This window comes from Dactylosporangium sp. NPDC005572, assembly GCF_040605515.1.
Taxonomy (GTDB): Bacteria; Actinomycetota; Actinomycetes; order Mycobacteriales; family Micromonosporaceae; genus Dactylosporangium.
Genome location: NZ_JBEXCY010000011.1, coordinates 54,978 through 68,894 on the forward strand (window position 1 = coordinate 54,978; position 13,917 = coordinate 68,894).

At 72.5% G+C, this 13,917-nt stretch carries 13 protein-coding genes; 8 read left to right on the top strand and 5 right to left on the bottom strand.

The features are described 5' to 3' along the window. The first annotated feature begins 94 nt into the window (after window positions 1–94). Entirely contained in the window at window positions 95–1,621 is a 1,527-nt protein-coding gene (locus ABZS66_RS08620) for a hypothetical protein (RefSeq protein WP_354756468.1), read from the top strand. On the opposite strand, the gene pruA is transcribed toward ABZS66_RS08620, so the two are convergent. Next, window positions 1,618–3,243 (bottom strand): L-glutamate gamma-semialdehyde dehydrogenase, encoded by a 1,626-nt coding sequence (gene pruA, locus ABZS66_RS08625; protein ID WP_354756469.1) that lies wholly within the window; start codon window positions 3,241–3,243, stop codon window positions 1,618–1,620. The genes ABZS66_RS08620 and pruA overlap by 4 nt on opposite strands. 112 nt (window positions 3,244–3,355) lie before the next feature. Here pruA and ABZS66_RS08630 point away from each other — a divergent pair, with 112 nt between their 5' ends. Continuing rightward, window positions 3,356–4,222, top strand: coding sequence for a hypothetical protein (locus ABZS66_RS08630; RefSeq protein WP_354756471.1), 867 nt, complete (start codon window positions 3,356–3,358; stop codon window positions 4,220–4,222). An 8-nt stretch (window positions 4,223–4,230) separates the two neighbouring features. Here the strand turns inward: ABZS66_RS08630 and ABZS66_RS08635 are convergent, their stop codons facing one another. Next, window positions 4,231–4,737, bottom strand: a complete 507-nt coding sequence (locus ABZS66_RS08635; RefSeq protein WP_354756473.1) for a hypothetical protein — start codon at window positions 4,735–4,737, stop codon at window positions 4,231–4,233. A gap of 80 nt (window positions 4,738–4,817) precedes the next feature. Between ABZS66_RS08635 and ABZS66_RS08640 the strand changes: the two genes are divergently transcribed. Both ABZS66_RS08640 and ABZS66_RS08645 read left to right on the top strand, forming a co-directional pair. Then, on the top strand, window positions 4,818–5,048 hold the full coding sequence (locus ABZS66_RS08640) for a helix-turn-helix domain-containing protein (RefSeq protein WP_354756475.1): 231 nt from the start codon (window positions 4,818–4,820) through the stop codon (window positions 5,046–5,048). 108 nt (window positions 5,049–5,156) lie between these two features. Beyond that, window positions 5,157–5,672, top strand: coding sequence for an Rv3235 family protein (locus ABZS66_RS08645; RefSeq protein ID WP_354756477.1), 516 nt, complete (start codon window positions 5,157–5,159; stop codon window positions 5,670–5,672). A gap of 4 nt (window positions 5,673–5,676) precedes the next feature. On the opposite strand, the gene ABZS66_RS08650 is transcribed toward ABZS66_RS08645, so the two are convergent. After that, window positions 5,677–6,327 carry a TetR/AcrR family transcriptional regulator C-terminal domain-containing protein gene (locus ABZS66_RS08650; RefSeq protein WP_354756479.1) on the bottom strand — a complete coding sequence of 217 codons (651 nt, stop codon included), beginning with the start codon at window positions 6,325–6,327 and terminating at the stop codon, window positions 5,677–5,679. Window positions 6,328–6,392: 65 nt separating this feature from the next. Between ABZS66_RS08650 and ABZS66_RS08655 the strand changes: the two genes are divergently transcribed. Continuing rightward, a complete protein-coding gene (locus ABZS66_RS08655) occupies window positions 6,393–6,881 on the top strand; it encodes a hypothetical protein (RefSeq protein ID WP_354756481.1) in 489 nt (162 codons plus the stop codon). Window positions 6,882–6,977: 96 nt separating this feature from the next. On the opposite strand, the gene secA is transcribed toward ABZS66_RS08655, so the two are convergent. Continuing rightward, the gene (secA, locus tag ABZS66_RS08660) at window positions 6,978–9,902 is read right to left on the bottom strand and encodes a preprotein translocase subunit SecA (protein ID WP_354756483.1); all 2,925 of its coding nucleotides are present in this window, start codon (window positions 9,900–9,902) and stop codon (window positions 6,978–6,980) included. Window positions 9,903–10,074: 172 nt separating this feature from the next. Between secA and ABZS66_RS08665 the strand changes: the two genes are divergently transcribed. From ABZS66_RS08665 to ABZS66_RS08675, 3 genes are read left to right on the top strand one after another with little or no spacing between them, the layout of a single operon-like run. Further along, on the top strand, window positions 10,075–11,226 hold the full coding sequence (locus tag ABZS66_RS08665) for a GNAT family N-acetyltransferase (protein ID WP_354756485.1): 1,152 nt from the start codon (window positions 10,075–10,077) through the stop codon (window positions 11,224–11,226). Continuing rightward, on the top strand, window positions 11,223–12,050 hold the full coding sequence (locus ABZS66_RS08670) for a GNAT family N-acetyltransferase (RefSeq protein ID WP_354756487.1): 828 nt from the start codon (window positions 11,223–11,225) through the stop codon (window positions 12,048–12,050). Before ABZS66_RS08665 ends, ABZS66_RS08670 begins: the two co-directional genes overlap by 4 nt. A gap of 41 nt (window positions 12,051–12,091) precedes the next feature. After that, window positions 12,092–13,204, top strand: a complete 1,113-nt coding sequence (locus ABZS66_RS08675; protein ID WP_354756488.1) for a glycerophosphodiester phosphodiesterase — start codon at window positions 12,092–12,094, stop codon at window positions 13,202–13,204. Window positions 13,205–13,261: 57 nt separating this feature from the next. Here the strand turns inward: ABZS66_RS08675 and raiA are convergent, their stop codons facing one another. Next, window positions 13,262–13,891, bottom strand: a complete 630-nt coding sequence (gene raiA, locus ABZS66_RS08680; RefSeq protein ID WP_354756490.1) for a ribosome-associated translation inhibitor RaiA — start codon at window positions 13,889–13,891, stop codon at window positions 13,262–13,264. Window positions 13,892–13,917 lie beyond the last annotated feature (26 nt).

Below are 13,917 nucleotides of genomic sequence, written 5' to 3' on the forward strand. Positions count from 1 at the left end.
ATGCGACCGGCCGCCCGGGCCGGGCCGTTGGCACAAAGAAGGGAGTCATCCTGAGGAACCGCAGCTCGGCCTGGCTGCTATAGGGTCACCTGTCGTGACGAGAGGCGCACTGGTTGCCTGGCTGCGGGAACTGGACGCGGACGAGCTCGCGGAGGTGCTCCGGCGGCGTCCCGACGCGCTGACCCCGCCCGCCCCCGCCGACCTGACCCAGCTCGCGGCCCGGCTCTCGGCCCGCGCCGGGCTCGACGAGGTGGTGGCCCGGCTGCCGCTGCCGGCCCTGCAGGTGATCGAGGCCCTGGCCCGGCTGGGCGTCCCGGCCGACCGGACGGCACTGGCGGCGGCGCTGGAGCGCGCACCCGACGACACGGCCCTCGACGCCACGCTGCGGGTGCTCGCCCAGCGCGCGCTGGTCTGGCCGGACGGCGACCGGCTGTGGACGCCGGAGCACCTGATGGTCGACGCCACCGCGCGGCGGGCGCCCGAGGAGCCGTTCGAGCCGGTACCGCCCGGTCCACCGCTGGCACCCGCCGATCGCACGGCGATCCGGGCCGCCGCCGCCGAGGCCGCGCAGGGGCTGCTGGAGCGCGTCTCGGCGCTGCTCGACGAGGCCGCCGAGCGCCCCCTCGCGCAGCGGTCCGACGGCGGCGTCGCGGCCCGCGAGCTGACCCGCCTCGGCGTCGGCCCGCTGCACGCCGAGCTGGTGCTGGCCGCCGGCCTGCTCGGGCCCGACGGCCTGCGGCTGCGGCCGACCGCCGCCTACGCCGGGTTCGGCGGCGCGCCGCCCGCCGAGCGGCTCGCCCGGCTGCTCGACGCCTGGTGGACCGGCCCGGCGCTGCGGCAGGTGGTGGTCCGGGTGCTGAACGACCTCCCGCCGGACACCGCGGTGCCCGACCCGGCCGCGCTCGCGCCGCTGGTGCGCTGGACCGCGCCGCTGCCCTCCCGCGCGGCGGACGACCTCGGCGACACCGTGGCCGGCGTCCTCGCCGAGGCCGAGGTGCTGGGCGTCGGCGCGCTCGGCGGGATCAGCCCGCTCGGCCGGGCCCTGGCCGAGGGCCGGGTCGCCGAGGTGGCCGCCCGGCTCCTGCCCGAGCCGGCCGCCGACCTGCGCGTGCGGACCGTCGGCAGCGTCGTGCTCAGCGACGACGCCGCGCTGCTCGACGAGGTCGTCGCCGCGCTGCGCCTGGTCCGGCTCGCCCCGACCGTGGCCGGCTCGACGAGGTCCACTGTGGACACGGTCGCGGCGCTGCGGTCCGCCGGCTACGCGGCCCTGATCGGCGACGACGCGGTCAGCGTGCGCCGGAGCCGGCCGGTCGTGGACGCGGGCGAGCTGGCGCGCCGGCTCTCGGTACCGCTGCCGCGAAATGCCGCACCGCTGGAGCAGATCCAGGAGAAGGCGCCCCAGCTGCGGTCCGACCAGGCGCGGCTGCTCGCCGACGCGGTGGAGCACGGCACGCCGGTCTGGATCCGGTACGTCGACGCGGCCGGGCGCACGTCCGACCGCGTCATCGAGAACGCCGAGCTCGCCGGCTCGGTGATCGAGGCCTTCTGCCGGCTGCGCCGCGACGATCGTGCCTTCACGCTCGACAAGATCGTCGCGGTCGCCCGGCCGCGGGGGGACTAGCCCATGTGCGGGTAGCGGTGGTCGGTCGGCGGCACGAACGTCTCCTTGATCGTGCGCGGCGACGTCCAGCGCAGCAGGTTGTGCCAGGAGCCGGCCTTGTCGTTGGTGCCCGAGGCCCGCGCACCGCCGAACGGCTGCTGGCCGACGACGGCCCCGGTCGGCTTGTCGTTGACGTAGAAGTTGCCGGCGGCGAAGCGCAGCGTGTGCGCGGCCCGCTCGATCGCCTGCCGGTCGGTGGCGAAGATCGAGCCGGTGAGCGCGTAGGGCGCGACCGACTCGGCCTGGGCGACGACGGCGTCGTAGTCGGCGTCGGGGTACACGTGCACGCCGAGGACCGGGCCGAAGTACTCCGTCGTGAAGACCTCGTGCGTGGGGTCGGTGCTCTCGACGATCGTCGGGCGGACGAAGAAGCCCTCCGCGTCGTCGGTCGTGCCGCCGGCGACGACCGTGCACGACGGCGAGTTCTTGATCCGGTCGAGGGCGCCGGCGATCCGCTCGAAGGCCCGCCGGTCGATGACGGCGCCGCCGAAGTTGGACAGGTCGGTCACGTCGCCGTATGCGAGCCCGTCGGCGGTGGCGACGAGGTCGTCCTTGATCACCTTCCACAGGCTGCTCGGCACGTACGCGCGGGAGGCCGCGGAGCACTTCTGCCCCTGGTACTCGAACGCGCCCCGGATCAGGGCCGTGACCAGCGCCTTCGGGTCGGCGGACGGATGCGCGACGACGAAGTCCTTGCCGCCGGTCTCGCCCACGATGCGCGGGTAGGAGCGGTACCGCTCGAGGTTCCCGGCGACGGTCTTGTTGAGCGTGCGGAACACCGCGGTCGAGCCGGTGAAGTGGATGCCGGCCAGGTCGGCGTCGGCCAGGGCGACCTCGGACACGGCCAGGCCGTCGCCGGTGACCAGGTTGATCACGCCGGGCGGCAGGCCGGCCGCCTCGAACAGGCGCATCGTGAAGTGCGCCGCGAACTGCTGCGTCGGCGAGGGCTTCCACACGACGGTGTTGCCCATGAGGGCCGGCGCGGTGGGCAGGTTGCCGGCGATCGCGGTGAAGTTGAACGGCGTGATCGCGTAGACGAAGCCCTCCAGCGGCCGGTGGTCGAACCGGTTCCAGACACCCGCCGACGAGTTCGGCTGGTCCTGCAGGATCCGCTGCCCGAAGTACACGTTGAACCGCAGGAAGTCGATGAGCTCGCAGGCCGCGTCGATCTCGGCCTGGATCGCGGTCTTCGACTGCCCGAGCATCGTCGCCGCGTTGAGGGTGTCGCGCCACGGTCCGGACAGCAGGTCGGCGGCCCGCAGGAACACGGCCGCCCGCTCGTCGAAGGGCAGGTCGCGCCAGGCCGGGGCGGCCGCCTTGGCCGCGGCGACGGCCCGGGCCGCGTCGTCGGTGGTGGCGTTGCCGGTCACGCCGAGCACGTGCCGGTGGCGGTGGGGCTGGACGACGTCGATCGGCGCGCCCGCGGCCATCCGCTGCTCGCCGCCGATCGTCATGGTCAGGTCGAGCTTGTCGGCGGCCAGCTCGGTCAGCCGGCGCTGGAGTGCGGCCCGCTCGGGGGTGCCGGGGGCGTAACCGTGGACCGGCTCGTTCTTCGGCTCGGGCACGGTGGACAGGCCATCCATGAGGGTCTCCCATGTCATCATCGGCTTGGGGTTCCTCTCATCCTTGCACGCCCGCTCGGCCGTCATCCGGGCTCGCGTACTCTCCATGGACGTGGGAGCCAAACGTGCTGAGGTGGCCGAACCGACCGATGTCCAGCGGCCGTCGGGCGCCTTGATCGTGGCCGTGCTGGCCCTCCTGCTGCTCCTGCTCACCCTCTTCTCTGCCTGGACCGTCATCTCGGGTGCGTCCAGCGAGTTCCTCATCACGACCCTGGCGGCGCTGGTGCTGCCGAGCATCCTGGTCGCGACGGTGCTGGCCGGCGCGGCGCTCGGGGTCGTGGCGATCGGCCGGGTCGCCGACCTGGCCCGGGTGCCGTCGCGGCTGCTGTACGGCGCCCTCGGCGGCCTGCCGGTCGGCCTCCTGTCGCTGGGCGGGACGATCGCGGCGTACCACAACGGCCCTTCGGTCGCCTTCGTGGCCGCGGTCGCCGCGGTCACCGGCGTGCTCGGCGGCGCGTTCGCCGCGATCCGGCCGATCAGCTCGGTCGCGGCAGGTGTCGCCGGCGGCGTCACGGTCAGCGCCATCGGGCTGCTGGTGGCGTACTTCCAGAACGACCTCGTCGACCTGTTCGGCAACCAGGAGACCGTCGGGACGATGGCCGAGGCCGCGGCGCGCCTGCAGCTCACGACGTCGATCGTCAGCGGCGTGCTGGGCGGCCTGGTGGCGTACGTCTTCCTGCGCCGCACCGGGCTGACCCTGCCCTGGCCGGCCTATCTGCTGGCCGGCGCCATCCCGGGCGTGCTCGAGCTCGGCGCCACCCTGCTCGGCTGGATCGGCCGCCTGCCGCTCACCGGGATCATCGAGGACTACAGCAGCTTCGACGCGCAGATCGTCTTCAACCGCCTGCCCGAGCAGGTCAACCACGGCATGATCGTGTTCTTCGCGGGCGCCTTCACGGCGATGGTCGCCGTCGGGCGCACCATGCGCCGCCCTGACTGACCCAGTTGTCAGCTGACGAGCTGGTCGAGCTCCGACGGGTCGTACCACTCCAGCTCGTGGTCCTCGGCACCGTCCACGGTGAACTGCGCGTCGGGGTCGCCGGCCTCGGCCTCCTCGACGACCTCGGCCGCCGCGGCGACGTCGGCCTCCGCGTCGGCGCCGTCCACGTGGATCGCCGCGACCACCCGCAGCGGCACCTTGCCGCCGACCTCGACCCGGCTGGATCCGAGGTCGAGCCCGTTCATGGTGAGCGCCGCGCCGGGCAGGTCGGCGCTCACGACCACCCGGCGGCGCGGCGCCTTGCCGTCGTGGCGCAGCAGCCGCAGGGCGGCCTGCGCGGCCCGGGTGAAGGCGACGTACTCCAGCTCCTCCTCGTCCCCCTCCGCGTACCACTCGCGCAGCGCGGGGGTCACGGCGTGCGCCTCGGCGGGCGGCGGCAGCTCGCCGCTCTCCCGCAGCACGGCGAGCTGGGCGAGGGTCGCGGGAAGGTACACGCGCGTGAGGTCCGTCGTCACGCCCCCTGTCCTACACCCTCGGCGGCCCGCTTGTCAGGTCGTCACAGCCGGTCGGGGGATGTCGATGGCAAACTGAGGCGATGGAGCCGCGATTCCTGCTCATGGCCGACGTTGCGGAGCAGTTGAACGTGTCGACCTCGCAGGTGTACCACATGGTCCGCAGCGGGGAGCTGCCGGCGATCAAGGTGGGCGGCCGCGGGCAGTGGCGGATCGAGCGCAGCAAGCTCGAGGAGTACATCCAGCGCAAGTACGCCGAGACCGCGGAGTGGGTGCGCGCCAACCCGCTCGTCGGGGACGACGACCTCGCCTGAAACGACGTTTCCGGACGATCCGGTCGGGCGGCTTGCTCCGAGGGAGTGGCGCTTTCCACACTGAGCTGGAGGCAATCGAACGCAAACGCAAGGATTCGGGGGCATCCCATGGCGTCCGTCGTCGTCCGCGCCGCGCCACCCCTCGACCCGCCGGTCGGCGCCGCCCCGCCCGCGATGCCCGGCCTCGACGAGCTGCCGCTGCCCTGGCCGGGGCCGCCGCCCGGGCCGCCGCTGCGCCGCCCCGGCGACCCGCACCCGCCCGGCGCGCACGCCGCCTGCCGCCGCTTCGCCGGCCTGTGCGTCGAGGTGCTCAACGGCTACCGTCCGGCGTCCCAGCTGCGCCCGCTCACCCATCCGCACCGCTTCGCCGACGTCACGGACCAGCTCATGCGCCGCGCGGTCCGGATCCGCATGCGGCCCGCCGAGGCCGCCCGCCAGGGCCGGCTGGTGCGGGCCCGCCGGCTGCTGGTGACCGAGCCGCTGCCCGGCATCGCCGAGGCGGTCCTGGTGCTGGAGCAGGGCGAGACGGCGTGGGCGATGGCGATCCGGCTGGAGCACGACCCGGCCGGCCAGCCGCCGCCGCAGCTGCAGGGCTGGCGCTGCATGCTGCTGCAGGTGGTCTGAGCCGTCAGTCGAGCGCCGCGTAGCCGCCGAGCAGGATGTCGACCGCCTCGGTGAAGCGGTGGTCGAAGTCCAGGCCGGCCCGGGTCCGGATGACCTCGGTGAGGTTGGGGAACTCGGCCGGGTCGAGCTCGTCCGAGCGCTGGTCGAGGTCCGGCTCCGACCCCTCGTGACCGGGCGTGCGGCCGACTTCGGCGAGGGTGTGCCCGATGGTGAACGTGGCGATCACGTTGACCACGTCCATGGCCCGCCCGAGCGGCAGCCCGGCGGCCCGCATCGCGGCCAGCCACCGCTCCGACATCCGCAGCGCGTCGGGCGAGTTCACCGGCCGGGTGGCGGCGAGCGGCAGCACGCCCGGGTGGGCCACCAGGGCGGCCCGCAGCGAGTGGGCGAACTGCCGCATCCACGGGACCCAGCCGTCCCGCGGGTCGTCCAGGCCGGCGAAGGCGAGCTCCATGACCCGGTCGACGAGGCCGTCCAGCAGGGCGTCCTTGTTGGGGACGTGGCGGTACAGCGACATCGCCTCGACGCCGAGCCGCGCGCCCAGCTTCCGCATCGACAGCGCCGGCAGGCCGTGCTCGTCGAGGTACTCCAGGGCCGCGTCGAGCACGAGCTCGCGGGTCAGCCCCGCCTTGGCGCCGCTGGGACGGTTCGGCACGGGCAACCCCCTTGACGGATGTTTACGATGTAAGCCATCCTAGCGATGCTTACAGCGTAAACCTGATGGGAGGCGCCACCATGCTCGTGTCCGCTCTGGTCCTGATCCTGGCCACGGTCGTGTACCACCTGGTCACGACGCTGGTCGACCTCTACCCGCTGAACAACGTCCGCGACGCCGAGCGCGCCGAGCAGCGCACCGAGGTGCTGACGAACGCGCCGGTCATGGCGTTGCCGGCGGTACTGCTGGGGCTGGCCGCGATCCTGTCGCTGCCCGCGCTCGGCTACGTCGCCGGGGGCCTCGAGGTGCTGATCGCCCTCGGCGGCCTGACGCTGTGGTGGATGCCGTACCTCGCCGGCGTCACCGCGCCCTGGGCCACCGCCGGCACCGGGGCGACCTGGTCGGAGCTGCACGCCCGGACGTACGCGAGCACGATCATCGTGCTCCCCCGCATCGGCGACCGGCCGCGCCCGAACCTGGAGCACATGATCCTGCACAGCCTGATGCTGGCCGCCGCGGCGACGACGTTCGCGGCGACCGCGGCCCTCTCCTGATCGACGGCGGGATCGGGCCGCCATGGCGGCCCGGACATGGCACCGCCCGCCGGCGCGAGACTGCGCGGGCGGGCGGTGCCATGAACTGTCAGCGGATCAGGCGGGACCGCCCGGGGCGCCGTGGCAGCGCTTGTACTTCTTGCCCGAGCCGCACGGGCACGGCGCGTTGCGGGACGGGCCGTTGCTCGCCACCGCCTGCCCCGGCGAGGGGTTGCGGGTGGACGGCGCCGAGGGGCCGGAGCGGCGCCCGCCGTTGCCGGACGGGGACGTGCGCCCGTCGCCGCCGAGGCCGAGGGCCGGGGCCTGCTCCTGCTGCTGCTCGATCACGACGCCGGCCTCGCCGTCGATCGTGGGCGCCGAGTACTGCAGGGCGCGCGGCACGCGGTTGCCACCCAGGCCCTTGGCGCGGATCTCGACGTGCGGCTCCGGCAGCGGGATCGCGGTGCCCGCGTCGCTGTCGACCTCGTCGTCCACGACCAGGGCCGGCGCGGCCTCCTCGACCTGGACCTCAAGGTTGAACAGGAAGCCGACCGCCTCCTCCTTGATGCCCTCCTGCATCTGCTGGAACATGTCGAAGCCCTCGCGCTGGTACTCGACCACGGGGTCGCGTTGCGCGTAGGCCCGCAGGCTGATGCCCTCCTGGAGGTAGTCCATCTCGTAGAGGTGCTCGCGCCACTTGCGGTCGATGACGTTGAGCAGCACCTGGCGCTCCAGCTCGCGGACGGCCTCCGCGCCGAGCTCCTCCTCGCGCCGGTCGTAGGCGGCGTGCGCGTCCTCGATGAGCTGCACGCGGAGGAACTCCGGGTCGAGCTGGCCGCCGGCCTCCTCCTCCAGGTCCTCGATGGTGACGCCCACGGGGTACAGCTGCTTGAGGCTCAACCAGAGCTGGTCGAGGTCCCAGTCCTCGGCGGTCTCGCCGGTCGCGGTCGCGCCGACCGCGTAGGCCCCGACGACGTCGTCGATCATGTTGCGGACCTGCTCGCTCAGGTCCTCGCCGTCGAGCACGCGCTTGCGCTCGGCGTAGATGACCTTGCGCTGCTTGTTGAGGACCTCGTCGTACTTCAGGACGTTCTTGCGGATCTCCGCGTTCTGCGCCTCGATCTGGGTCTGCGCGCCCTTGATCTGGCGCGTGACCATCTTCGACTCGATCGGCACGTCCTCGGGGATGTTGAACCGGTCCATGACCGCCTCGACCGCGCTGGCGCGGAAGCGGCGCATCAGCTCGTCCTGCAGCGACAGGTAGAACCGGGACTCGCCCGGGTCGCCCTGCCGGCCGGAGCGGCCGCGGAGCTGGTTGTCGATGCGACGCGACTCGTGCCGCTCGGTGCCCAGCACGTAGAGCCCGCCGGCCTCGACGACCTCCTCGGACTCGGTGTCGCAGAGCTCCTCCCAGCGCGGGAGGGCGTCCTCGAAGGCCTTCGTGTACTCCTCCGGGCTCTCCTCCTCGGTGATGCCCTGCTGGCGCAGCTCGGAGTTGGCGAGGTACTCGGCGTTGCCGCCCAGGAGGATGTCGGTGCCGCGGCCGGCCATGTTCGTCGCGACGGTGACCGCGCCCCGGCGGCCCGCCTGCGCGATGATCTCCGCCTCCTTGGCGTGGAACTTCGCGTTGAGGACGGCGTGCGAGACGCCCCGCTTGCGCAGCAGCTGCGAGAGCAGCTCGGACTTCTCGACGGAGACCGTGCCGACCAGGATCGGCTGGCCGAGGGCGTGCCGCTCGACGATGTCGTCGACCACGGCTGTGTACTTCGCCTTCTCGGTCTTGTAGATCACGTCCGGGTGGTCCAGCCGGATCATCGAGCGGTGGGTCGGGATCGACACCACGCCGACGTTGTAGACCTTGTTGAACTCGGCGGCCTCGGTCTGCGCCGTGCCGGTCATGCCGGAGAGCTTGGCGTACAGGCGGAAGAAGTTCTGCAGGGTGATCGACGCGAGCGTCTGGTTCTCCTGCTTGATCTCCACGCCCTCCTTGGCCTCGATGGCCTGGTGCATGCCCTCGTTGTAGCGGCGGCCGTGGAGGATGCGGCCGGTGAACTCGTCGACGATGAGGACCTCGCCGTCGTTGACGACGTAGTCCTTGTCCTTCTTGTAGAGCTCCTTGGCCTTGATCGCGTTGTTCAGGTAGCCGACCAGCGGGGTGTTCACCGACTCGTACAGGTTGTCGATGCCGAGCTGGTCCTCGACCCGGGCCACGCCGCGCTCGGTGACCGAGATGGTGCGCTTCGACTCGTCGACCGTGTAGTCGGCGGTGGGGTCGACGTCGCCGGAGTTGACCGGCTCCTTGCCGCGCTTCATCCGGTTCACCACGCGGGCGAACTCCTGATACCACCGGGCGGACTGCTCGGCCGGGCCGGCGATGATCAGCGGGGTGCGGGCCTCGTCGATGAGGATGGAGTCGACCTCGTCGACGATCGCGAAGTTGTGGCCGCGCTGCACGAGCTCTTCCTTCGACCACGCCATGTTGTCGCGCAGGTAGTCGAAGCCGAACTCGTTGTTCGTGCCGTAGGTGATGTCGCAGTCGTAGGCGGCCCGGTGCGCGGCGGACGGCTGGTTGGGCAGCACGGTGCCGACCGTCAGGCCGAGGAAGCGGTGCACCCGGCCCATCCACTCGGCGTCGCGCTGGGCGAGGTAGTCGTTGGTGGTGACGACGTGCACGCCCTTGCCGGACAGCGCGTTCAGGTACGCGGGGAGCACACAGGTGAGAGTCTTGCCCTCACCGGTCTTCATCTCGGCGATGTTGCCGTAGTGCAGGGCGGCGCCGCCCATCACCTGCACGTCGTAGTGGCGCTGGCCGAGGACCCGGGAGGCGGCCTCGCGCGCGACCGCGAACGCCTCCGGCAGGATGTCGTCCAGCGTCTGCCCGTCGGCGAGCCGCTCCTTGAACTGCTCGGTCATGCCGCGCAGTTCCTCGTCGGTCAGGTCGGCGAACTCGTCCTCCAGCGAGTTGACGGCGTCGGCGACAGCCTTCAACCGCCGCACCATGCGGCCCTCGCCGGCGCGGAGGATTCTCTCGAAAATCGACACGGGTCAGCGCTCCCTCAAACGTCTGCGACCCATCGTAGGCGGCTTTCCGAGCGAACCGCCGCCCCCGTCCCGCCACTCTACGGACAGTAGCCGACATAGCCGGACAAATCACCTGAGGTACCGGGGAAATATTCGCCTCCTGACCGGGAGTGATGGGGCAGGATCGGCGGTCATGGAGCCGATCGAACTGACCACCGGCGACGGGCTCGTCCTGCGCGCCTGGCACGCGGAGGACGCCGAGCGCGTCTTCCAGGCGTGCCAGGACCCGTTGATCCAGCGCTGGACCATGGTCCCGGTCCCCTACCTGCGCGAACACGCCGCCGACTTCGTCAGCGTGGTCTCGCCGGCGTCGTGGGCGGCGGAGACCTCGGCCCCGCTCGGGGTGTTCGACGCCCGGACCGGTGACCTGCTCGGCTCCGGCGGCCTGGTCACGCTCGACCGGGCCGAACGGCACGCGGAGATGGGCACGTGGGTGGCCCCCTGGGCGCGCGGGCGGCGGGTCGCCGAGCGGGCCGGGCGCGCGGTGGCGCACTGGGCGTTCGAGGTGCTGCGGCTGCGCCGGCTGCTCTGGCGGGCGGAGGTCGGCAACCACGCGTCCCGCCTGACGGCCGAGCGGATCGGGTTCACCTTCGACGGCGTCGTCCGGGCCGGCCTGCCCACCCGCGACGGCGGCTTCACCGACGGCTGGCAGGGCGTGCTGCTGCCCGGTGAGGTGTGCGACACCCCGCCGGCGTGGGTGGCCCCGGGCCGTCCGGGCGCCCGGCGGGCCCAGGCGTTCAGCCACCCGCCCGAGCGGCTCCCGGCCGGCCCGGTCACGCTGCGCCAGGCCCGCGAGAGCGACCTGGACGACGTGGTGGCGACCTTCCGCGACCCGGACACGGTCGAGTGGACGTCGGTACCGCTGGACTACGGCCCGGAGCACGCGCACGACTTCATCCAGCACCGGTACCCCGACGCCTGGCGGCGCGGCACCGGCGCCGGGTTCGTGGTGGCCGACGCCGACGACCGGTTCGCCGGCACGATCGACCTGCGGATCAGCCCGGCCGACCCGGTCACCGCCGAGATCGGCTACAGCTCGGCGCCCTGGGTGCGCGGCAAGGGATACATGACAGCCGCCGCCCGGGCCGTCTGCCGGTACGGGTTCGACCGGCTGGCGCTCGGCCGGATCGTCTGGCGGGCACATGTGGGCAACGACGGATCGCGACATGTCGCGGAGAGAGTGGGTTTCGTGGTGGAAGGTGTACAGCGGGAAAGCTGCGAGCAGCGGGGTGTCCGCGTCGACGGCTGGGTGGCGACGCTGCTGGCGAAGGACCTGACCCGATGATCCGGCACGCCGGGCGCGGCACGGGCGTCGCCGAGCTCCTGCTGCCGCTGGACGGACCGCTGCCGGCGGCCGAGGAGCTGTTCGGCGCCGGACTCCGGCGGTTGTACCTCCAGGTGCCCCTGGCGGACGGCCGGACCCAGCGGGCGGCGGTCGCCGCCGGGTACACCCGCGAGGGGGTCGCCCGCGGGGCCGGCACGGACGCCTCGGGCGCGCCGCTCGACCTGGTCGTCTGGGCCCGCGTGGCCGGCGACCCCGACGGCCCCTCGCCGCGCGCCCTGCCCGACTTCCCCGGCGGCGCGCTCACCGACGGCGTCGTCGTCCTGCGCCCGCTGACCGCGGCGGACAGCGACAGCACGTACACCATGCGCATCCGCCCGGACGTCAGCGGGCGGTCCGTCGTGGGAACGCCGATGGACCCGGCGATCGTCGCGCGGCAGTGCGCCGAGTCCGAGTCGCGGTGGCTGGAGGGCCGGCGGGCCGAGTGCACGATCCGGCGGGCGGGCGACGACGCCTACCTCGGCGAGATCGCCCTCTTCTACAACGAGCCGCTGCTGCGGGAGGCGATGATCGGGTACAGCCTGACGCCCGAGGCGCGCGGCCACGGGTACGCCAGCCGGGCGGCGAGGCTGATCACCGACTGGGGCTTCGAGATCGGCGTGGCCCGGATGACCGCCGGCACCGCGGACGACAACGTCGCCTCCCAGCGCGTGCTGGAGCGGGCCGGTTACCTTCGGGAAGGAATCCAGCCCGGCAAACTGCCAGGCCCGGACGGGGCTCGCATCGACAACGTTGCGTTCGCCAAACTGCGCCCGGCGGCCACCTAGTCGTCATCCGATGTTGCCGTGCGCCAACTTCCATCAGGCGCATGCGTCGTCGTGCAGTGATTTCCGGCATGGGGGCGGCCGCCGGCGCGGCCGTCCTCCCCGCCACCCTCGTCAGCCCCACCGCGGCCCACGCCCACGACTCCACGTCGTTCCGCCGCCCGCTGGTCATCGGCCACCGCGGCGCGAGCGGCCACCGCCCGGAGCACACGCTGGCCGCGTACCGCCTGGCCATCGCGATGGGCGCCGACTTCATCGAGCCCGACCTGGTGCCGACCAGGGACGGCCAGCTCGTCGCCCGGCACGAGAACGAGATCTCCGGCACCACGGACGTGGCCTCGAAGCCGCAGTTCGCGTCGCGCCGGGTCACCAAGACCGTCGACGGCGTCGCGGTCACCGGCTTCTTCACCGAGGACTTCACGCTCGCCGAGCTCAAGACCCTCCGGGCCGTCGAGCGCCTCCCCGCCGTGCGCACGCACAACACCATCTACAACGGGCTCTTCGAGATCCCGACCCTCCAGGAGGTCATCGACCTGGCCCGCGCCGAGGGCAAGCGCCTCGGCCGGACCATCGGCGTGTACCCGGAGACGAAGCACCCGACGTACTTCGCCTCGGTCGGGCTCGCCCTGGAGCCGCTCGTCGCCCGGGTGCTCAAGCGCAACAACCTGGCGGGGCGCAACGCGCCGGTCTTCCTCCAGTCGTTCGAGCCGACGAGCATCAAGAAGCTCCGCGGCCTGGTCGACACGCCGTCGGTCGTGCTGCTCGACGCGGTCGGCCAGCCGTACGACTTCCGGGTCTCCGGCGACCCGCGCACCTGGGCCGACCTCGCGAAGCCGGCCGGACTGGACTGGCTGAAGACGTTCACCAACGGCGTGGGCGCCACCAAGAACCTGGTCATCCCGCGCGACGCGGCCGGCAACCTGCTCCAGCCGTCGCCGCTCATCAACGACGCGCACGCACGGGGCCTCAAGGTCCACGCGTGGACGTTCCGCAACGAGAACCAGTTCCTGCCGCTCAACCTGCGCACGGGCACCGACCCGAACGCCTGGGGCGACATCCTGACCGAGATCAGGACGTTCCTGGCCGCGGGCCTCGACGGCGTCTTCGCCGACTACCCGGACACGGCCTACCTGGCCCGGGATCTCTGGAAGTCCTGAGCTGTCACCGGTACTGAAGGCGGGCCCTGGCACCGGGCCCGCCTTCGTCGTCCGTGCTTACATCCCCAGGCTCATGACGCCGTAGTCGTAGGCCCGGCGCCGGTAGACCACGCTGGGCCGGCCCGACTCCTTGTCGTTGAACAGGTAGAAGTCGTGGCCGAGCAGTTCCATGTGGAACAGGGCGTCGTCGACGGTCATCGGCTCGCCCGGGTGCTCTTTCTCCCGGACGATGTGCCACGGCTGGTCATCGGCCTCTTCGATCAGGTCGAATCCGCCGGTTTCGCGCACCGCGGACTCGGTGGCCGCGGTGGAATACCGTTCGGGTGGTGTGAATGCGAGTGACGCGGTCGCCGCGGCGACGGAGACCGGCGCGTGCCGGCCCCGATGGACACGTCTGCGGTCAGCGGCCCGGCTGAGGCGGCTGTCCAGCTTGTTGATCGCGGTGTCCAGTGCGCTGTAGAAGTCCGCGGCGCAGGCCTCCGCCCTTATCACCGGCCCGCGCGAGTAGCACGTGATCTCGACGCGCTGGCAGTGGTCCGACTGGCGAGGATTGCGCTCGTGAAACAGCTCGACGTCGACGCGGATGAGCTTGTGGTCGTATCGCTCGACCTTGGCCAGCTTGTCGGCGACATGCTGCCGGTAGTGGTCGGGCACCTCGACGTTGCGGCCCTTGACGACGATGTCCACTCCTGACCTCCCCCACGGGTACTTCA